This is a genomic window from Devosia ginsengisoli, from assembly GCF_007859655.1.
GTDB lineage: Bacteria > Pseudomonadota > Alphaproteobacteria > Rhizobiales > Devosiaceae > Devosia > Devosia ginsengisoli.
Genome location: NZ_CP042304.1, coordinates 371,416 through 390,706, shown reverse-complemented (window position 1 = coordinate 390,706; position 19,291 = coordinate 371,416). Strand labels below are relative to the sequence as shown.

Genomic DNA, 19,291 nt, shown 5'->3' with positions numbered 1-19,291 from the left:
CGAAAACGTCTCAAACGCCTCGCTGGCCAGGTCTACGCGATAGTGCTCATCAGCTCCAATCGAACTTCGGCATGAAGTAGAACTGGGGCGCCCCGGCCGGCTGTGCAATGAGCCACACACTGGCCAGGCCATCCGGTGCCAGGGAATAAGCTGTCTATCCGGGCGTGAATCCATCCACGGTCGATCCGTCGGCTTCCGTAAAGCTCGACATATATGCCAGCGCGAACACATCGCCCGGCTCCTGCGGCCGAAACGTCACCCACAGCCGGTCCACCACTTCGGCGGCACGATCTGATATGGAGATGTTGGTGATGCGCAACATCCTTTGTCAGGGCCAGGTTTCACGAAGCCGCAACAGGCTGGCGGCGGCGGCATCGGTTCGCTCGATCACATTGGCCGACCTTAGATGCTGGGACGCAAGGTCGGCCAGAAATCGCGCCACATCGTTCTGCGAAGGTGCCTTCCCCAGTAGGTCCACCAATGCCGGTATGCTATCGTGGTATTGGTTCGGAAAGGGTGGGTTATCCCGCGCATGGGCGGGGTCCCAGTCCACCATCAGGATTTTCTCGACCCCGCGCAGCTTCTGAGCTCTGCGCACAAGACCCTCCATTCCTGGCAGCAAGCGCGCCTCGAAAAACTCGTCGTGGGTCAATACCAGGCGGATTTCGTCTTCTGTGACTCTGGAGTCGGGATATTCAGGGTTGGATCCCATCCGTCGGTCCAAACCAATCGCAACCTCTTGCAGATCAGGGGGCAACTTGGCGGTGGAGACGATCGTGCAACCCCGACCGTCTTCAATCCGGCGTCCTTCGCCGTCGCGCCCAAACCTGAACGTCGTTTGGTTGGGCACGTTCCGAGCCAGAAACCCGGTGATGTCGGCGCTGTAAACCAGCAATAAGTCGGGCCGGCCATCCTCCCGAATGCCATAAATCAAGTCCCCAACAGCGATAGCTGAAAGTGCCTGTTGCCTAGACATCATTTCTGTCCCATCGAGTCGAAGCGGCCCAGAGTCTCTTGCTGCTCAATGTGGGGCAGGTTCTCAATCCCCAGTATCTTAAGAGCGCAACTCCGACACAGCGTCTTGCCAAAAATACGGTACATTCCGGTTGTACCAAAACTGCCGCCAAGCTGACAGCCACTGGAAAACCCGTCACACTTTGGTCCGGCCGCCACCCGAACACGTTCTGTCGCCGCCAGTGCCTGTTGGCTGGCGCTGAACAGGTCGTCGATCCACTGCCCGCCATCCGGCGTGCCTTTCGGCGCTCTCGGCTGGTCGGGTCGATAGCGCCGCTCCAATGCTCGAAGCAGCAGATCGAATTTGATCTCCAGGGTCGCAAACCGAACGGCAGCAATCGCCCGCAGTATTGAACGTATGGGCCGCGTCATTGGTCAGCGCTCCCCGATCCCCAACATCGCCCGCTTCTCCGCGTCGGTGAGGAAATCCGCGCCGCCCACCCGGCTCCACAGGGCTGCCCGGTCCTCGGCCAGCGCTTCCACGCCGTCGAAATCGGGGCTCACCACCGCGCCGCCGAAAGCCGGCGATAGCCAGTTGCTCAACTCGTCGGCCACCCGCACCACCAGCGGGATCAGCGTCTGCCGCCACAAAGCGCGATTGGCCTCGGCCAGGTTGGCATAGGTATTGTCGCCGGGAATGCCGAGCAGCATGGGCGGCACACCGAAGGCCAGCGCGATGTCGCGCGCCGCGGCATGCTTGGCCTCGATGAAATCCATGTCGCGCGGACTGAGCGCGATGGTCTTCCAGTCGAGCCCGCCCTCGAGCAGCATCGGCCGCCCGGCATTGCCCGCGCCGGAAAAGTTCTGCTCCAGCTCCGCCTTGAGCCGCTCGAACTGGTCGGCCCGCAGGCTCTGCCCGCCCGCCGAATAGACCAGCGCACCCGAAGGCCGCGCCGCATTGTCGAGCAAAGCCTTGTTCCACTGCCCAGCGGCATTGTGGATGTCGAGGCTGGTCTGCGCCGCCTCCAGCGGCGCCATGCCGTAATGGTCGTCCATCGGATGAAACAGCGCCATATGCAGCACTGATGGCACCGGCCCGCCATCCTGGCGCAGCCGCATGGTCCGCCCACCGGCCGTATAGTCATAGGCTTGTGGCCAGCCATCGGCCCCGGCCACCACCTTCATGCGGTCCGGCCGCAGGCAGAACAGCCCCTTCACCTCGCCATCGACCACCCCCGCCTGCAGATAGGCATTCCCCGCCGTCTGCAGATAGGCATAGACCGCCTCGAGCATTTCCCCGCCCGATTGCCGCCCATTGGGCCGCGCCAAAAGCGTCGCCAGCGGATGCTCATCCACCCTTTGGCCGCCCTCGCTCACCACCAACGGCACCCGATTGGCTGCCTCGGCGATCAATCGCACGCAGCGATACACCACCGGGTTGCGCGCAAAGCCCTGGTTCACCAGGCTGGCAAAACCCCGTTGGCTCCAGTTCGCTGCCCCGAGCTGGTTGAGGCTCAGCAGCGTATGCCCGCCGAACGACTTCCGTTCATCAGGCGTGTTCGTCTGCCCGCCCAGCAGGCGGCTGATCCAGTTCATGTCTCTGTCCTTGACGCAAAGCAAAAACCCCGGACTGGCCGAGGTCTTTTGCTGGAAAGGAATTGGGCGCTACGGCTGTCCGACTTTAGCCGCGCTGATCTCGTTTGAGCATAAGCCACGCCAAGTCCTTGGCGTATGGCTCGGTCAACTGACCAATTTTCGGCGTCTCATACCCCTCCCAACAATCAAAATGGGGCGGGCACCAGGGAAGAATGACCAATTCTTCGAGGTCGAACCGGGTTGCCCGGGGAAGACCGATGATACGCATGTCCTCAGCGTTCTGCACGATGAGGTCACTTTCAGAACGCTGCATAAGTTTGAGATGGTTGTACCATAGGCGATGCGCAAAGCGATCATGCCCATGTTTCTGTCTCGCAACACGCTCAAAACAAGAGCCGGGCGGAGTTTCGGTCCACCAGGCTCGGGCTGCGTTTCAGGGTAGCGACAGGTTACGATGTCAAGCGCCGCTGGAGGGCGCTTGAACCATTCAGCGGGTGGAGTTACGTCCGAAGCCATCGATGACTTCCCAATCGCCCTTATCAAGGTACCGGCGCGCATCCTCACGCACCTTGTCAACGGCGTCCTTGGTCACGTCATCGTTCCATTCGTAAGCTTCAGCAGGGAACTTACGACCGTGGTTGTTTTCAGCGGCGGCGGTCTTTTTCATGCTACTCATAATGACTGCCCTCCTTTCAAAGGAGATATGGTCCTCGCGCGCATGCATTCAACGCCACGCACGGCCATGTGTTCCAGAAGTATCAGGGCTGCAGGGTTAACCAGGGCTGAACGCTCGGTCTTGATCGTAAGAATTGCCTAACACAGGGTTTCAGGCATTTCTATGATCAAAAAGCCACATCTGGCATGCGCCATTGCATGATCTCCCCCTCATCCTTGACAGGATAATGGACCGTACGGGAACCGGAGGGCTAAGCCAAGAGTGTTTGTCCAAGCTGGGCGACGCTTTCGTGTGCGTCATCGCTATTTCCACATCAGGCATTTTGAACGTTGAAACCGCTCATCATCTAAAGCCCCCGCACCTGCGGCCTCGTCTCATTCAACAGCAATTCCGTCACCGCCCAGACCAGCGCATCCACGCGATCCGGCGAGTGGCCGTCGCTCAATCCACCCACGCCGAAGCTGCACATCTCGTCTTCCAGCGCGGTCAGTCCCGCAGCATGGCTCACCAGCCCGCGGGCATAGAGCGCCGCCACCGGCTCGGCCCGGCTCCATTTGCCGCGGCTGGCCCGCACCGTCCGCACCGGCACTTGAGCATCGACCTGCGCGATGACACCAGGCACCATGTCGCCGCCCTGGTTCACCTCCACCACGATGGCATCGGCATCATGCGCCACATAGGCCGCCACGGCCCGCCGCGCCCAGTCGAGCGGTCGCACCTGTTTCAGCGTGCAATCTTCCAGCACTGCCACGCCCTCGCCCACCCGTCCGGCCACCACGATGCCGCAGGCATCCGAGCTCGCATTCCCCGTCACCGGCGGGTCCACCGCCACCACGATGCGCTCGATATTCCCGCCCGCAAAGGCCCGGAACATGCCGCGCTGCCACAATGCGCCGGGCAGGTCCTCGATCAATTCGCCATCGAGTTCCTGCCGCCCGAGTACCGTGCCCTGGTAGCGCGCCACCACCGCATCGAGAAATTGCGGCGCCAGTTGCGCCCCGTTCTCCGCCGTCGCCATATGCGTCACCACAGTATGCTTGTCCCCCAGCAGCCGCTTGAGCAGCCGCGTCGGGCGCGGTGTCGTCGTCGCCATCTGCCGCGGCCGGTCGCCCAGGCGCAGGCCGAATTGCAACTGGTCCCAGGCGTCTTCGCCATGCGGCCATTTCGCAACCTCGTCACACCAGGCTGCCGCAAATTGCGGCCCGCGGAACCGGTCCGGGTCCGATGCCGACATCACCGCAGCCTCGACCCCATTGGGCCAGATCAGCCGCTGCCCCCGCAGCGTCGGTCGCTCCTTTTCGGAGCACACATTCAATATACCGCTCTCCCCGCGCACCATGATGGAAATGGCTTCGGCCATGGTTTCGCCCACCAGGGCAATCGGCCCGATTTTCTGCGCCACCAGGCTGCGCACCCATTCGGCACCGGCCCGTGTCTTACCCGAGCCGCGCCCACCCAGCAGCAGCCAGGTGGTCCAGTCGCCCTCCGGCGGGCGCTGCTTGTCCAGCGCCCACGAGTTCCAGTCGAAATACATTGCCTCCGCATCGGCTACGCGATCGGCAAACTCCTGCGGGGTCAGCTTCGGCTGATCGACGAACAGGCGCTCCGGCGGGCTAGCGGTTGCGATATTGCTCAATGCGCTTGGCCAGCTTGTTGCGCAGGTCGGTCATGTCCTTCTTGGTCGGCGGCTCCACATTGGGTTGCGCCGCGCCCATCTCGATCAGCTTGTCGAGTGTCTTGGCCTGTATGCTCAGCACATTGGCCTGCTTGTCGATCGGTTCGTCCACCGCCGCCTCCAGTCGTCTTATCTGTTTGTCGAGAACCTTGAGCATCCGCGCCACCAGGTCTTCCTGGCGCACCACGCGTGCCCTTATGCTGGGCCACCCCTCGACCTCCCGCCGATAGCGCAATTGCGCCAGCGTGATGCCGTGGCGCTCGCAGATGACGGCGGGCAGGAAGTGGCGGCCCTCATATTCCGCCCGGACGATATCCCAGCGGATCGGAGCCCCCGGCTCCGCCTCGTGACCCAATTTCGTGACCATGCCTGAACTATACAGGACCACCGTGACGCGGGGATAAGATGGATAAGTTCCAGCCGAGACCCGGATGCAGGAACCCACCACCGGCGCCCTCCCTCCCCCTTGTGGGGAGGGAGGCCCGAAGGGGTCGGGTGGGGGTTCTCTCCACGAGTCCGGCACGCATGGCACCCCCACCCTCGATCCCTCCCCACAAGGGGAGGGAAGGTCGGCTGAACCTCGGAAAAAACAAAGCCCCGCTGCAGCGCAACGGGGCCCAAAATTTCCGGCATTCCGCCGAAAATCAGATCCGCACGAAATCCACTTTGCGGCAGGCGATCAGTTGGCAGCCGGAAAGGCTCATCTGGTCGGTACCCACCAGTGTCACCGAGCCGGACACGGTATGGCCCTCGTATTTCACCGTGCCGCGCCACTTGTTCTCGGCGGTGGCCCGGGCGCCCTGCACCACATATTCGTTGAGCAGCGCCAGGTTTTCCGGGGTCTGGGCATCCTTGCGCAGCCAGGTCAGCTTGGCGCAGAGCGCGGTGCCATCGCCGCAATAGCTCACGGCATAGCGCGACTCACCGGTCGTGGTCTGCCAGGTGCCGACTGGCGTCGGGTCCTGGGCGAAAGCGGGGGCCGCGGCACAAAGGGCCAGAACGGCGGCGGCAATGGTCTTTGCAACAGTCATGGTCGTCTCCTCGACGGCACGCCGAAGGCCGGCCCGCAAGGGCGCCACGGCGTGAATGGGTTTGGTTGACCGTGCCAATGCCACGACTGCACTGAACCCGCCGCGAACCGGGCGTTTAGTTTGGGTTCATGTGCATGACCTGCGCCGGCGCCCCATCCACCGGGCGTCACCCTCGGGCCTGACCCGAGGGCTCTGTACTTTGCAGCGCACCCAGCAAGTGAAGTGTCCTCGGGTCAAGCCCGAGGATGACGATCGCGTATGTTGCGCGGGTACGCTCTCACCCGAACTTCCGTGCCGCATCCAGCGCCAGGCCCAGCCCCACGCTCCCCAACACATCCGTGCGCACCAGTTCCGCCTCGGGAAACAGCGCCCGCAACCGCCCGGCAATGACAGGCACCTGCGTCGACCCCCCCGTCAGGATCAGGCTATCGATCGCCCCTGCCGCCGCCCCTGCCCGCCGCAACGCTTCTTCAATCGTTGATTCAATGCGCTCCACCGAATTGTGCAGCGCCGTGGTCAAGTCACTGATCTCAATCGTGGTCTCGATCCGCCTGTCGCGCACCGGAAAGGCGAAATCCGTCGTGGCTGCATCCGATAGCGCGATCTTGGCCGCCTCCACCGCGCCGACCAGCCGGTGCCCCAGCCGGTCCTCGATCAGCTCGATCATCATCTCCACCCGCTCGGGCACCCGCGCCTCGCGCCGCGTGCCGCGCAGGTCGCGCAGGGTCTGCGCCGTATAGAGCCGGTTGATCCGGTGCCAGGTAGAAAGGTCATGATAGGGCGCCACCGGCAGGTGCCGCTTACCGTCAAGCGTCCGTGTGCCCAGCCCCAGCTCGGGCATCACCTTGCCCATGGACAGCAGCCGGTCGAAATCCGTGCCGCCGACATGCACACCGGCGGTCGACAGAATATCGTCACCCCGCTCCGCCGCCCGCGCCCGCTCCGGCGATACCCGCACCACCGAAAAGTCCGATGTGCCGCCACCCAGGTCGACAATCAGCGCCAGCCGCTCCGCCGTCACCTGCCGCTCATAATCCAGCGCTGCCGCAATCGGCTCAAACTGGAAATCGACCTGCCGGAAGCCCTGCGCCCGCACCGCGCTTTCGAGCTGGCTCTGCGCCGCCGCATCGGCCACCGGATCGTCATCGACGAAATGCACCGGCCGCCCGCAGACCACCGTAGCAACCGCGCCCCCCAGCTCCGCCTCGGCCCGTCGTTTCAGTTCGCCGATGAAAATACCCAATATCTCGATAAAGCCATAGCTGCGCGCCTTGACCCGTGTCGTGTCCCCGATCAGGCTGGTGCCCAGCACGCTCTTGAGCGAACGCATCAGCCGTCCTTCGGCGCCGCTGACATATTCGGCCACCGCCTGCCGGCCGAAATGCATTCTGTCATCCTCGAAGCCGAAGAAGATCACGCTGGGAATGGTCTCGCGGCCATCCTCGAGCTTGAGCAATTGCGGCACGCCGCCGCTATCGCGCCGCGCAATGGTCGAATTGGACGTGCCGAAGTCGAGGCCGCAAACGAGGGTCATGGCTACCATCCAGAGGGAATGCGCCCGCCGGCGCGAAAGCGCCTCCCGAAAAGTGGACACCACTTTCCGGTTCGAAAAACGCGACAGGCAAGAATTGGGACGGGCTTCTTAGTGGCTCACGCGAGAGCTGGCAAGCCGGACCAGCACTATCAGCAGAAATGGAGCCACATAGACCAGAGTGGAGCCACCCCTCGCCCCTTGCGGAGAGGGGGTAATTTCCTCGTTCAGAGGAAATTACGGGTGAGGGGTCTGCGCTCGCCCATGCTTCAATGCTTATGGATAGCCCCTTCGGGGAGCCTTCTCCCAAGAAGGAAAATTAGCCACGCGGTTCTGCGCGGAATCGCGATCACGCAGCGCGTGCCGGTTTCCTTTTGCGCTCCTGCGCCGGCCGCAAATCCACACCCTCGATGCGTCCCATGCCCCGGCGACGAGCCTTCTTCAGCGCCTCGGCACCGGCCTCGAAGAATTTCTTGTCATAACCGCCGCGCGGATTGCTCACGGCCAGTCCCATCCCCAGCGTCACCACACCGGCATGGCTTTCCTTGTGTGGCATGGCCAGTTGCCGCACCGCTTCGGCAATCTTGCCGGCCGTCGCCCGCGCCATCAGCGCCGGCATGTCGGGCAGCACGATGACAAAGCCGGCATTGCCCATGCGCAGGCAGCTATCGCCTTCCCGCGGCAGCACGTCGGCAATGGCCCGCATCACGGTCAGCAGGCACCGATCCGCGTCGGCCTTGCCATAGGCGGTAAAATAGTCGGCGAAACGGTCGATCTCGATCACCAGCAGGCTCAGCGACACATGCCGCGCCGCCGCGTGATTCCAGCCGCGCACCAGTTCGCCCTCGATCCGCTCGCCCAGCTTGGGCTTCATGCCGATGGACCGCGCAATGGCCGCCTGCCCATAGGCCGGCACCCGCTCCTGCGGCACAGGCCGCAACAGCGCCAAAGCCGCCCGGACCCGGGTCCAGAACGGCTCGCTCTGCTCTTTGATAATCGCGGTGTCGGTCATGGTCATCGCCCATCCTAGGCTCGCGCTCGGCGGGATCAGGCCACAGGAATGGTTAACGACGTGTAAATACTTAGGGGAGAAAGGACAGGGACACGCCATCTCCTGTCAGCACCTACAGGCTACAGCCTGGTTTTTCGTGCCCGCTCACCAGGCCATGGCCTGGTTTCCAGCTCATGCAGCGTGTGTTGAGCTTCGCGCTAGGCGAGTCGAAAATAGCGGGTTTCGAGAACCGGAGCGGAGCGTGCACCGGAAGCATCGCCATCACGCGAAAATCAATGCACGCTAAAGCTGCTCCGGTGGCTCCCATTCCGGCCAGTCCACCGCGTGCTCTTCCCATTCGCCGGGCGCCACGTCCTGTTCCGCAAAAGTCCGGCCCCGCGCCGAGACGCCGACATCCACCACCGTCTGCGGATCGCCCGAGACCAGCGGGTGCCACCAGGCCAGGCCCTTGCCTTCGGCAATGCGGCGATAGGCGCAAGTCGTGGGAATCCAGGGAATTTCCCGTACATTCTGCGGCGTCAGCTTGATGCAGTCGGGCACCTTGGCCTGCCGGTTGGGATAGTCGGTGCAGGTGCAGCTATCGCCGTCGAGCAGCTGGCAGCGCACGTCCGAGGTAATCAACAGCCCCGAATCCTCGTCCTCGAGCTTGATGAGGCAACAGCGGCCGCAGCCGTCGCAGAGCGCTTCCCACTCCGCGTCGGTCATTTCGTCCAGCGTTTTTTCTTCCCAGAAGGCCATCTTAACTCAGTGCTGCTAAGCTTGTTGTCGGTTTGCCCTTGTCGGCGTCGCAAGGCAATCATATTCCAGCGATTGCATTGCGTTGATCGCCGCTTGCGGACAACAGTCCGTGAAACCAGCTCCGGGGACATTTGGTGCAGGATCCGTTCTATACCAAGGAAAAGCGCAAGAAATCGGGCGGCATGCTCGCCGCCGATGCGTGGCTGGATTCCTCGCTCTACGAATTCTGGCAGGCGCTGGGCCGCGGCTATACCCGCTTCCAGGATTTCATGTCGATCTTCCATGTCGCCGGCATCCGCCGCGCCTTCGTGGAAGTGCTCAGCGACGGTTTTTCCTTCTTCGCCATCGGCTGCGTGCTGATGGCCGCCCTGGCCCTGCCCGCCTTCGATGCCACCGCATCGGGTGAATTCAACAAGGCCGAGGATTATTCGGTCCTGTTCCAGGATCGTTTTGGCACCGAAATCGGCCGCCGCGGCATCCGTTCCGACGATTCCGTCGCCCTCGACGACATGCCCGATTACCTGCTCAAGGCGACGCTGGCCACCGAGGACCGGCGCTTCTACGAGCATTTCGGCATCGACGTAGTCGGCACATTGCGCGCGCTGATGAGCAATGCGGCGGGCGACAATTCCACCCAGGGCGGCTCGTCCATCACCCAGCAGCTCGCCAAGAACCTCTTCCTCTCCTCCGAGCGCACGCTGGAGCGCAAGATCATCGAGGCCTTCCTCGCCGTCTGGCTGGAATGGCACTATTCCAAGGACCAGATCCTCAAGCTCTATTTCGACCGCGCCTATATGGGCGGCGGCAATTTCGGCGTCGTGGCCGCCTCCGATTATTACTTCGGCAAGAAGGTGCAGGACATCAACCTGGCCGAGGCCGCCATGCTGTCCGGCCTGTTCAAGGCCCCGACCCGCTATGCGCCGCATGTCGATCTCGCCGCCGCACGCGGGCGCGCCAATCTGGTGCTGTCCAACATGGTGGCCGCCGGCTTCCTCACCGAGGGCCAGGTCACCGCGGCGCGGCGCCACCCGGCCACCCCGATCAGCCGGGCCGACGATGCCAATTCCCCCAATTACTTCCTCGATTGGGCCTTCGAGCAATCCAAGGACCTGATCGAGACGCATCACCACGCCACCAACAATTTCGTGGTCCGCACCACGATCGACACGACGTTGCAGAAATATGCCGAAGAAGCGGTGGTCTCGACCATTCTCGAACAGGGCGCGCAATACGATGTCAGCCAGGCCGCCATGGTGGTCACCGATACCCAGGGCGCCATCCGCGCCATGGTCGGCGGCACCGACTATGCCAAGAGCCAGTTCAATCGCGCCATCGTCTCCACCCGCCAGCCCGGCTCGGCCTACAAGATCTTCGTCTATTCCGAGGCCTTCGAGCAGTTGGGCCTGACTCCGGCCGATCTCATCACCGACCGCCCGGTCTGCATCGGGGATTGGTGCCCGGTCAATTATGGCCGCAACTACAAAGGCACGGTCACCCTGGCCAGCGCCTTCGCGCAGTCGCTCAACACGGTCCCCGTCACCCTCTCGATCAAGACCGGCCGCGAGCCCATTGCCGCGCTCAGCCACCGCATGGGCCTGCAGGCCGATTATCCTGTCACCCGCTCGCTGGCGCTCGGCGTCGCCTCAGTGTCGGTGCTGGACATGACCTCGTCCTATGCCGTGCTTGCCAATCACGGCTACAAGACCCCGGGCTATGGTATTACCCGCATGACCACGCTCAATGGCGAATTGGTCTATGAGGCCGATCCCGATGCCCCGCGCGAGCGCGTGCTCAGCGAGACCACCGTGGCCAACATGAATTCCATGCTGCGCGGCGTCATCACCGGCGGCACCGGCACCCGCGCTCGCATCGAGGGCGTGCCCGTGCTCGGCAAATCCGGCACCACCTCATCCTATCGCGATGCCTGGTTCTGCGGCTTTACCGGCAATTACGTCGCCGCCGTGTGGATGGGCAATGACGACTATCATGCCACCCGCAACCTTACCGGCGGCAGCCTGCCGGCCATGGCCTGGCAGAAATTCATGGCCTATGCCCATACCAATATCGAGATCCTGCCGGTTTTCGGCGTCGATTTCGTGCCCGAACCGCCCCTGGTCGCCGAAGCCGACCCCAATGCGCTCGAAGAAGAAATCATCGAACGCCCCCCCCAGCCTCACCCCCGCCGCCGCCCGCAAACTCGTCGACCTGGCCGGGCGCTTTGCCGCCACGCTGGAAACCGCGGTGCCGGAAGGGCATCAGGCGAGCGTGCCGGTGCGAGCGCAGGGGATGTAGTACCGACGCTCTGGTTTGATCAGGACAGGACTACTCGCCGGGATGCATCCGGTTTCGACGGTTGAGGTAAAGCCCCAGGCCGGCAACAGCGAGCAAAAGGCTGGGGCCCCAGAGCCAAAATATCAGACTGGTCATGTCAGTCCTCCAAGTCGAGCAGGCTTCGCCTGGCTACCAAGTGTAGCACAATTCCGATGACAAATCCCAATCCAGAGAGTGCCGTCAGATTTAGCAAGTCGCTTTGGGGATTAAGCGTCCCCATTCCCATGCCGATATAGGGAGCCACTATCGCAGCTAAAATGGTTCCGGACGACAAAGAGTTCAATAACCCGGCCGTCAGCTTCACTTGCTCGGCCTTTGCTGGAGACATTATCACTCCCGGATCGACGTCACATTCATCTCATGGGCAAGGCGTCGGCCGCAAGCCACTTCGCCCTTCCGCCTCCCCGCCCCCCCTTGCTACAACCGGTCCAGTCCTTTCGCGCAGGTTCCGCCGCCCATGCCGATTCCAGCATTTTCGAGCCGCTGAACCGTGCGCTTCGTTTTCTATCTCCTGTTGATGATCGCGGTGGCGCTGGGGGTCGGTTTCGGCCTCAGCTATTACGCCCTCACCGATGGTCGCCTCTTCGGCGTGGCCCAAGTCGGGCCATGGGCCGCCTGGCCCGATGTCGGCGCCAATGCGCCCAATCCCTATACGCGCGGCCATCTCGCGCGCACCGCAGCCTTCGAACTGGGCCAGTCCGAGGGCCTGCAATTCACCGCCACGTCGGATAGCGACGGCCAGCCGCTTACCCGCGACTGCAGCTATCGCATTCTTGGCAAGACCCCGCTCGCCACCTTCTGGACCCTGGTGGCGCAGGACGAAGCCGGCCTCAATATCGCCGCGCCCGATGTTGCCGCCGCCATCCGCAGCAGCGCCATTGCCCGCGCCGAAGATGGCTCCATCATCATCAATGTCGGCACAGACCTGCTGCCGCTCAACTGGCTGGAACTATCAGGCGAAGGCCCGTTCAAGCTGGTGCTGACCCTCTACGACACCGCCGCCTTTTCCGGCTTTTCCAGCGATGCCTCCATGCCCTCGATCATAAGGGGGGCATGCGTATGATCCGCTTCCTGCTCTGGCTGCTGGGCGGCGTGGTGCTGGGCGGCATCATCCATATCGTGGTCATCCTCACCCTCCCCGCTCTGGCCGAGCAGTCGGTGTGGAGCCGCGTGGCCGATCTCGATGCCGATAACCGCATGGTCATCCTGCCCCGCGTCGTGGCCGGCGAACCCAATCCGCTGGGCCTCGATCCAGCCCTGGCCTATGGCCTCTGCCGCGTCGACCTAGGCAATGGCCCCGCCTATGTCAGCGGCGTGCTGCCCGAGGCCTTCTGGTCGGTGGCTTTGTTCAATCCATCGGGCATCGTCACCTATTCGACCACCAATCGCGACGGCATCGGCAAGACGCTGGAGCTGGGCATTTTCAACGCGGCCCAGACGCGCCTCCTGGCCCAGCAGCAGCTCGACATTGCCGAGGGCCTGCTCGTCGTCGAATCCACCAGCGACCAGCTCCTCATCCTGGTTCGCCTCGCCCCACCCCACCAGGCCATGCGCCATCGCTTCGAGCAGGAACTGTCCGAAGTCGAATGCGGCACAAGGGGTAGCGCCCCAACCTCCCCTTGAAATAGGTGCTGCCCTTGGGCGTCAATGCCTCCTTCCCCTTCTCCCCTCGTGGGAGAAGGTGCCCGAAGGGCGGATGAGGGGGCTGGAGCTATCCGCCCGCATTGAAGCATGGCGAGCGCAGCCCCTCACCCGGAAATCCGCTGGACGCGGGTTTCCACCCTCTCCCACAAGGGGAGAGGGTTAGCCGGCGCATGAGTTCAGTAAAACAATCCCTTGAAGAGAGACTGCAGCGTCCCCTATCGCAGATAAGGCCGCATCGCCGAGGCGTGCTGCGCGGCGAATTCCAGCCGCCTGATCCATTGCAGCGGATCGCCGTCGCCGCTGTCTGCCGCGTCGCCGAATTCCTCCACCGTCCGGTAGAACAGCGCATGGGACTCGGCATAGCCCAGCACCATCCCCGCTCCGCGCACCAGCAGGGGCCAGTCGACATCATTGGCCAGCGTATCGACGCGGCTCTCCCGCACGATCAGCGCGGCTGCCGCTGGCGACAGGCGGCGAATGGCAAACATCAGGTCCCAGTTCTCCCCGGTCAGCAGGGCATGGACATGGTTGACCAGCCGCTCGCTCTGCTGCAGGCGCTGCGGCCCCTGCGCCAGCGCCTCGGGCGAACGCCCCACCACCAGCATGTCGACATCAGGCTGCTCGGCCAGCACATGGCTCAGGTCTTCCGGATCGCACTCGATCCAGCGCAGCATATGGTCGAAATCGGCATAAAGCGCCGGCCGCCCCGCCGCCATGGCCACCGCATCGCGCCGCGCCTTGCCGATAATGGCCTCGCCCGCCGCATGGGTCATGATGTCTGCGCCCAGCGCCTCGAGCTCCGCCCGCACTTCGGGCCTGGTCGCATCCGACACATTCAGCGCGATATGCGGAAAAACCCCGCGCAACGACCCAGCCAGCCGTCGCGTGGCCGGCGCAAGCCGCCCCACCGGATCGTGCACCGTGGCGGTCAGCACAGGCGTGTCCATCAAAACCGATCTCCAACCATCATTGCTGGTTCTGCGGCAACCCGTCCGCAATGTCGTAATAGTCGCCCTTGTCGGCCACGAAGATATGCATGGCCAGCTTCACATGCGTCGGCGTGTCGAAGGCGCCCATATAGATGCCGATCCAGTCCCGCTGCGGCGGATCGAAGAACAGCGACGAGCCACAGGTGGCGCAGAAGCCGCGCCGCACCTTTTCCGACGACCAGAACCAGGTCACATTCTCCTCGCCGGACACGGTGAGCGCGCTGCGCTTCACATCCGTCCCGGCCTCATAATGCCCGGTATGCTTGCGGCATTTCGTGCAATGGCAGGCTGTCGGCGCCGCCAGGTCACCCTCGACGGTGAAGGTCACCGCGCCGCACAGGCAAGACCCCTTATGCATGTCATCCCCTCCGGCCAACCGACGCAGAATAGCGCCCCACCGGCAGCGTGCAATCCTGCCGCCGCTCAGCCGCCCCGCGCCAGTCCATGCTCCACCAGCCGGTCGATCACCTGCGCATAGCCGACGCCGCTGGCCTCCATCACCTTGGAATACATGCTGATATCGGTGAAGCCGGGAATGGTGTTGATCTCGTTGACCAGGAAGGTCAGGTCCTCGGTCACGAAGAAATCCACTCGCGCCATGCCATCGCAGCCCAGCGCGCGGAACGCCCTGGCTGCCGCGGCCTGCATGTCGGCTTCCACCGCTTCGGGCAGGCTGGCCGGCACCAGCAAAACCGCGCCGTCGGCGTCGATATACTTGGCCTCATAGGTGTAAAAACCATGGCTTGCCGCCGGTACGATCTCGCCCATTCGCGACACGAACAGGCCCGCATGCCTGTCCTCCAGCACGGCGCATTCCACTTCGCGGCCGGCAATGAAGGCCTCGGCCAGCAGCTTGCTGTCATGCTTGAAGCCTTCCGCCAGCGCGGCCTGGTAATCGGCTTCCGACGTCACCTTGCTGACCCCCACCGACGAGCCCTGCCGCGCCGGCTTGATGAAGATCGGCAGGCCCAGCGCATCCTGCAGGGCGACGAAATCAGGCGCCGCATCCGGCACAATAGTCACCGAGGCAGCGACGGGCGTGCCCGCCTCTTTCAGCAGCCTCTTGGCAAGGTCCTTGTCGAGCGCATTGGCCGATCCGGCAATGCCACAGCCCACCAGCGGCACGCGCGCCACCGCGGCCAGCCCCTGCACCGAGCCATCCTCGCCCCACAGCCCATGCAGCACGGGAAAGATGATGTCGATATCGGGCAAGGCATAAGCCGCGCCATCGGCCGGAACCGCCAGCACGCGCCCGCGTCCACCCGGCACAAGGCAGATTTCCGTGCCCCTCTCCGGCTGGGCCGGCACACCGTTTTCAAAACTGCTGAGCAACCACTGCCCCTCGCGCGTCACGAAAACAGACACGGCGTCGTAACGGGCGGGGTCCAGCGCAGCCAGCACATTGGTGGCCGACAGTACCGAAACATCGTGTTCGGCCGACCGTCCGCCAAACAGCACCGCGATCCGCACCCGTTCACCCATGACCATCTCCTGACCGACTCGCCATGCAGTCTTGTGGCCTATCCGAGCGCGCCGGTCACCCCGCCGGCCAGCGCCAGCAGCAGCACGACCGTCCAGGGCGGCGCCTTCCACGCCACAAGGGCCACGAATCCGGTCAGCGCCAGCGCAAAATCCAGCGGGTCCAGCACGGCGCTGATCCAAACCGGATCATAAAGCGCCGCCCCGAGTATCCCCACCACCGCCGCATTGGCCCCGCGCATGCCAGCCTGTGCCAGCGGCAGTGCCCGCAGCCCGTCCCAGAAGGGCAGCGCCCCCACCAGCAGCAGTATGCCGGGCAGGAAGATCGCCACCAGCGCAATAGCCGCGCCGAGCACCCCATTCGGCGCCGGGCCGCCTGCCGCGCCCAGATAGGCGGCAAAGGTGAAGAGCGGTCCCGGCACCGCCTGCGCCGCGCCATAGCCGGCGAGAAACGCATCCTTGCTCACCCAGCCGCTGACCACCGTCCCGGCATCGAGCAGCGGCAGCACCACATGTCCGCCGCCAAACACCAGCGCACCGGCGCGATAGAAGGCATCGAACAGGTCCAGCCCATGCGCATTCACCGCCGCGGCCAGCACCGGCAGGCCAACCAGCAGCACGGCAAACAGCACCAGGCACGCCACGCCAGCCGCCCGGCTCACCGGAAAGCGCGTCACCGGCGCGGCCAATGCCGCCCCATCCTGGCAAAAGACCAGCCCGGCCAGTCCCCCGAGCACTATGGCCGATACCTGCCCCAGCGATCCAGCCAACAGGATCGTCACGGCCACCGCTGCCACGGCAATCGTCGCCCTTTGCCGGTCCGGCGTCAGGCTGCGCGCCATGCCCCACACGGCCTGCGCCACTACTGCCACGGCCACCAGCTTCAAGCCATGCAGCACGCCCTGCGCCACCGGCCCATCCAGCAGGCCCGCGCCCAGCGCGAAAATCACCAGCAGGGCAGCCGATGGCAAGGTGAATGCCGCCCAGGCCGCCAGAGCTCCCAGCGGCCCGGCCCGATACAGCCCCAGCGCAAAGCCGACCTGGCTCGAAGCCGGTCCGGGCAGAAACTGGCACAAAGCCACGAGGTCGGCATATTCGGCCTCGCCCAGCCAGCGCCGCCGCACCACGATCTCGTCGCGGAAATAACCGAGATGGGCAATCGGCCCGCCGAACGAGGTCAGGCCCAGCTTGAGGAAAGCGAGAAACACTTCGCCGGCCGCGCCGGTTCTCGCTGTTCTCTCCACGCCCACCCCCAAGTCACCGCCCTATTTCGGCAGCACAATCTCGGTGTCGCCGATATTCTGGAAGCGTGACGGTATGACGACACCACCGCCCCCACCCGGATGCCCGCCCGGTGACGCACAGAAATCGCGGCGATTGGCGCGGTTCAAGAACACCGCCATGCGCCGCAGCGCCTCGTCCACCGCCAGCGATTGCTCATGCGGGGTTTCGACCAAGAGGTTATCGAGCGCATAGTCATAGCTCGAATAGCGATAGTTCAGCGCCCGCACGAACCAGTCGATAAAAGCGTCATTCTCATATTTCCGCGCCGCCACTTCCTCGGCCAGCCGCGGCGGCAGGTCGTGGCCCAGCCCGCCATAGGCAATGGCGCGCTGCCGGTCGATCTCGATCACCTTGCAGATGGCGGTGAAGGTCGTGGGCAGCGTGTCGATATCAGCCGTTACATGCCGCCCCACCGTGGCATAGCGCGTGCGCGAGGATTGATACTGCGTGGTCTTGAGCCAGTTGTAATAGCGCTCGATGGTGAAGCGCTCGTCGCGCGGCCGCACGATGCGCGTGCGCTGCAGTTCCACGGCGCCGTCAAATTGCCAGTCCTTGGCATGAACAGCCACCAGGAAGCGCCAGACGCGGTCATGCATCTCGTCTTCCTGGTCGGTCTTGTTGAAGCTCGAAACCGGCTCGCCGCGATTGCCAGCGATGAAGTTGCCGGCGGCGGGCATGGCCGTGTCATGGGTCCAGCTCGGCGCGGCGCGACCGAAATCGCCGACGGGGCGCGCCACGCAGCCGGCCAGCACGGCCACCAGGGCCAGAGCGCCGGCCAGGCGAAAGAAATTATCCACGCTTGCGCTTGGGCCGCGTAGGATCGAGCCTGGTGTTTGGCGGCTGCGAAATCCCGCGCTCATAACGTACCCCGGTGAAAATCAGGATCTGGGCGTTGCCGGGCGTGGTTGCCCCAGCCTTTGCGGCTTTCGCCCGCTGATCGAATTTGACGAGCTTTCCCAAGCCTGCCTCCAGTTCCCTCGCTCCCCCATTCCCAATGGAGGCCACGGTTTCGCGTTGCAAATCAGTCGCGCGACGCCCCTCGCGTAGGGTCATTAAGAGATCGTCAAGGTTAACAGTCTGCTAACGAATTCGCGGCAAGAGTGAATGCGCATCGAATGTGATGCGATTCCGGATAGACGGTCCCCCAGATATGCTTGGTTTTCAGCCCTACGAGACGTTTCAACTGCTCATCGAGACGGGTGGCGTCGATCGTACGAATACCTTGCTGATCGCAGCCTGCGATGCCTATGCGCGGCGCGGCAAGCCGACCGCTCCCGAAATGGAACAGTTCGAAGCGCTGGCCGGCCGGCTCTTCCCCATTGCCGGTCCGCAGGCCCGCGCCAAGGGCGCTGCCATACTGGGTCGTGCCGAAATGCTGTCCCCTGCCCTCGAGCAGCTCGTGGTCGACAATATCGGGGAAGACCTCAACCAGTTCCTGTCCGGCGCCGTCGAGCTTTCCGAGCCCACCATGCTCGACATTATCGCCCGCTATGACGTGCCGGGCGCCGCCACCATTGCCGCCCGCGCCGACCTCACCAATGTCGTGCTGGCCAAGCTGTTCCAGATGAATTCGCGCAAGGTTTACCGGGCCCTCGCCGCCAATACGGCGATCGTGCCGCGCGGCGCCTATCTCAGCGCCCTGGCCCGCTCGGCGCAGATGGACCACATGGTCGCCGAGTCGCTGGCCAAGCGCAGCGACTTCGACGCCGCCCTGCTGGCCCCGGCTTTCTTCGATCTTTCCGATATCGACCGGGTCAAGGTCATCCAGGCCTTTGCCCATCGCGAAACGCCCAAGGCGCCGATCAGCAAGACCATCGAACAGCTCACCGTCGCCAATGCCGAATTGACCAAGGCGCTGATGAAGCTCTTCTCCGAAAATCGCCGCCCCGAAGTCACGCGCTTGCTGTCCCAGATCAGCGGGCTCGACGAAGTTCGTTGCGGCCAGATCGCGCATGACGTCACCGGCGCCTCGCTCTTCGTCATCCTGCGCGCCTTCGGCTGCACCGCCTATGACGGGCTCAAGGTGCTGATCCACGCCACCAGCCATGACAGCGAGCGCTCCCGCGCGCTGGCTGATTTCGCCACTTTGTTCGGCAATGTGACCCCGGAATCAATGGCTTACCTGATGAGCGCCTGGCGCGGCGAGGTGAACCTGCTCGAGCTCAACAAGCCCGAATACAAGCCCTTCGTGGAAGCGGCCCCGCGCCGTGCTCCGGCCAATACGCTGGCCCCGGCCCACAATCCGGTGGTCGACCAGGCCATCGAAGCCCTGGCCCGCATCGGCGCCCGCCGCGCGAGTTGAGCCGACAAAGACCTCATGGTGAGCCTGTCGAACCACGAGGTCGAGCGAG

General features: G+C 63.9%; 21 protein-coding genes. 4 read left to right on the top strand and 17 right to left on the bottom strand.

The genetic code is table 11. The annotated features are described in order from the left end of the window. Positions 1–154 precede the first annotated feature (154 nt). The 11 genes from FPZ08_RS21810 to FPZ08_RS01965 form a co-directional block, all read right to left on the bottom strand. Complete coding sequence (locus FPZ08_RS21810) at positions 155–322, bottom strand: hypothetical protein (RefSeq protein ID WP_186767171.1); 168 nt, start codon at positions 320–322, stop codon at positions 155–157. Between the two features lie 6 nt (positions 323–328). Then, complete coding sequence (locus FPZ08_RS02010) at positions 329–976, bottom strand: hypothetical protein (protein WP_146288438.1); 648 nt, start codon at positions 974–976, stop codon at positions 329–331. Continuing rightward, positions 976–1,386, bottom strand: coding sequence for a hypothetical protein (locus FPZ08_RS02005; protein WP_146288437.1), 411 nt, complete (start codon positions 1,384–1,386; stop codon positions 976–978). Before FPZ08_RS02005 ends, FPZ08_RS02010 begins: the two co-directional genes overlap by 1 nt. A gap of 3 nt (positions 1,387–1,389) precedes the next feature. Then, a complete protein-coding gene (locus FPZ08_RS02000; protein ID WP_146288436.1) occupies positions 1,390–2,550 on the bottom strand; it encodes a phage portal protein in 1,161 nt (386 codons plus the stop codon). 487 nt (positions 2,551–3,037) lie between these two features. Next, entirely contained in the window at positions 3,038–3,226 is a 189-nt protein-coding gene (locus FPZ08_RS01995) for a hypothetical protein (RefSeq protein ID WP_146288435.1), read from the bottom strand. 346 nt (positions 3,227–3,572) lie between these two features. Next, on the bottom strand, positions 3,573–4,760 hold the full coding sequence (locus tag FPZ08_RS01990; protein WP_146292865.1) for a DNA-packaging protein: 1,188 nt from the start codon (positions 4,758–4,760) through the stop codon (positions 3,573–3,575). A 79-nt stretch (positions 4,761–4,839) separates the two neighbouring features. Beyond that, on the bottom strand, positions 4,840–5,268 hold the full coding sequence (locus tag FPZ08_RS01985) for a hypothetical protein (RefSeq protein WP_146288434.1): 429 nt from the start codon (positions 5,266–5,268) through the stop codon (positions 4,840–4,842). Between the two features lie 277 nt (positions 5,269–5,545). Continuing rightward, positions 5,546–5,932 (bottom strand): DUF2147 domain-containing protein, encoded by a 387-nt coding sequence (locus tag FPZ08_RS01980; RefSeq protein ID WP_146288433.1) that lies wholly within the window; start codon positions 5,930–5,932, stop codon positions 5,546–5,548. A 277-nt stretch (positions 5,933–6,209) separates the two neighbouring features. Next, positions 6,210–7,466 carry an Hsp70 family protein gene (locus FPZ08_RS01975; RefSeq protein WP_146288432.1) on the bottom strand — a complete coding sequence of 419 codons (1,257 nt, stop codon included), beginning with the start codon at positions 7,464–7,466 and terminating at the stop codon, positions 6,210–6,212. A 346-nt stretch (positions 7,467–7,812) separates the two neighbouring features. Further along, entirely contained in the window at positions 7,813–8,475 is a 663-nt protein-coding gene (locus tag FPZ08_RS01970) for a diguanylate cyclase domain-containing protein (protein ID WP_186767170.1), read from the bottom strand. A 282-nt stretch (positions 8,476–8,757) separates the two neighbouring features. Beyond that, entirely contained in the window at positions 8,758–9,213 is a 456-nt protein-coding gene (locus FPZ08_RS01965) for a YcgN family cysteine cluster protein (RefSeq protein WP_146288430.1), read from the bottom strand. A 134-nt stretch (positions 9,214–9,347) separates the two neighbouring features. Between FPZ08_RS01965 and FPZ08_RS01960 the strand changes: the two genes are divergently transcribed. From FPZ08_RS01960 to FPZ08_RS01950, 3 genes are all read left to right on the top strand, one after another. Continuing rightward, positions 9,348–11,570: a transglycosylase domain-containing protein gene (locus tag FPZ08_RS01960; RefSeq protein ID WP_246132779.1), complete on the top strand. Its 2,223-nt coding sequence runs from the start codon at positions 9,348–9,350 to the stop codon at positions 11,568–11,570. A 464-nt stretch (positions 11,571–12,034) separates the two neighbouring features. Next, positions 12,035–12,607, top strand: a complete 573-nt coding sequence (locus FPZ08_RS01955) for a DUF1214 domain-containing protein (RefSeq protein ID WP_146288429.1) — start codon at positions 12,035–12,037, stop codon at positions 12,605–12,607. Continuing rightward, positions 12,598–13,167, top strand: coding sequence for a DUF1254 domain-containing protein (locus FPZ08_RS01950; RefSeq protein WP_146288428.1), 570 nt, complete (start codon positions 12,598–12,600; stop codon positions 13,165–13,167). Before FPZ08_RS01955 ends, FPZ08_RS01950 begins: the two co-directional genes overlap by 10 nt. A 236-nt stretch (positions 13,168–13,403) precedes the next feature. Here the strand turns inward: FPZ08_RS01950 and FPZ08_RS01945 are convergent, their stop codons facing one another. The 6 genes from FPZ08_RS01945 to FPZ08_RS21805 all read right to left on the bottom strand — a co-directional run bounded on the left by FPZ08_RS01945 (position 13,404) and on the right by FPZ08_RS21805 (position 17,900). Beyond that, positions 13,404–14,135, bottom strand: coding sequence for a hypothetical protein (locus FPZ08_RS01945; protein WP_146288427.1), 732 nt, complete (start codon positions 14,133–14,135; stop codon positions 13,404–13,406). Positions 14,136–14,154: 19 nt separating this feature from the next. Further along, positions 14,155–14,535, bottom strand: coding sequence for a GFA family protein (locus FPZ08_RS01940; RefSeq protein ID WP_146288426.1), 381 nt, complete (start codon positions 14,533–14,535; stop codon positions 14,155–14,157). 65 nt (positions 14,536–14,600) lie between these two features. Then, positions 14,601–15,659, bottom strand: a complete 1,059-nt coding sequence (locus FPZ08_RS01935) for a D-alanine--D-alanine ligase family protein (RefSeq protein ID WP_425457566.1) — start codon at positions 15,657–15,659, stop codon at positions 14,601–14,603. Between the two features lie 38 nt (positions 15,660–15,697). After that, on the bottom strand, positions 15,698–16,900 hold the full coding sequence (gene chrA, locus FPZ08_RS01930) for a chromate efflux transporter (protein WP_246132778.1): 1,203 nt from the start codon (positions 16,898–16,900) through the stop codon (positions 15,698–15,700). 21 nt (positions 16,901–16,921) lie between these two features. Beyond that, complete coding sequence (locus FPZ08_RS01925) at positions 16,922–17,737, bottom strand: hypothetical protein (RefSeq protein ID WP_146288423.1); 816 nt, start codon at positions 17,735–17,737, stop codon at positions 16,922–16,924. After that, the gene (locus tag FPZ08_RS21805; RefSeq protein ID WP_186767169.1) at positions 17,730–17,900 is read right to left on the bottom strand and encodes a hypothetical protein; all 171 of its coding nucleotides are present in this window, start codon (positions 17,898–17,900) and stop codon (positions 17,730–17,732) included. Before FPZ08_RS21805 ends, FPZ08_RS01925 begins: the two co-directional genes overlap by 8 nt. A 190-nt stretch (positions 17,901–18,090) precedes the next feature. Here FPZ08_RS21805 and FPZ08_RS01920 point away from each other — a divergent pair, with 190 nt between their 5' ends. After that, positions 18,091–19,242, top strand: coding sequence for a DUF2336 domain-containing protein (locus FPZ08_RS01920; RefSeq protein WP_186767168.1), 1,152 nt, complete (start codon positions 18,091–18,093; stop codon positions 19,240–19,242). The last annotated feature ends 49 nt before the right edge of the window (positions 19,243–19,291 follow it).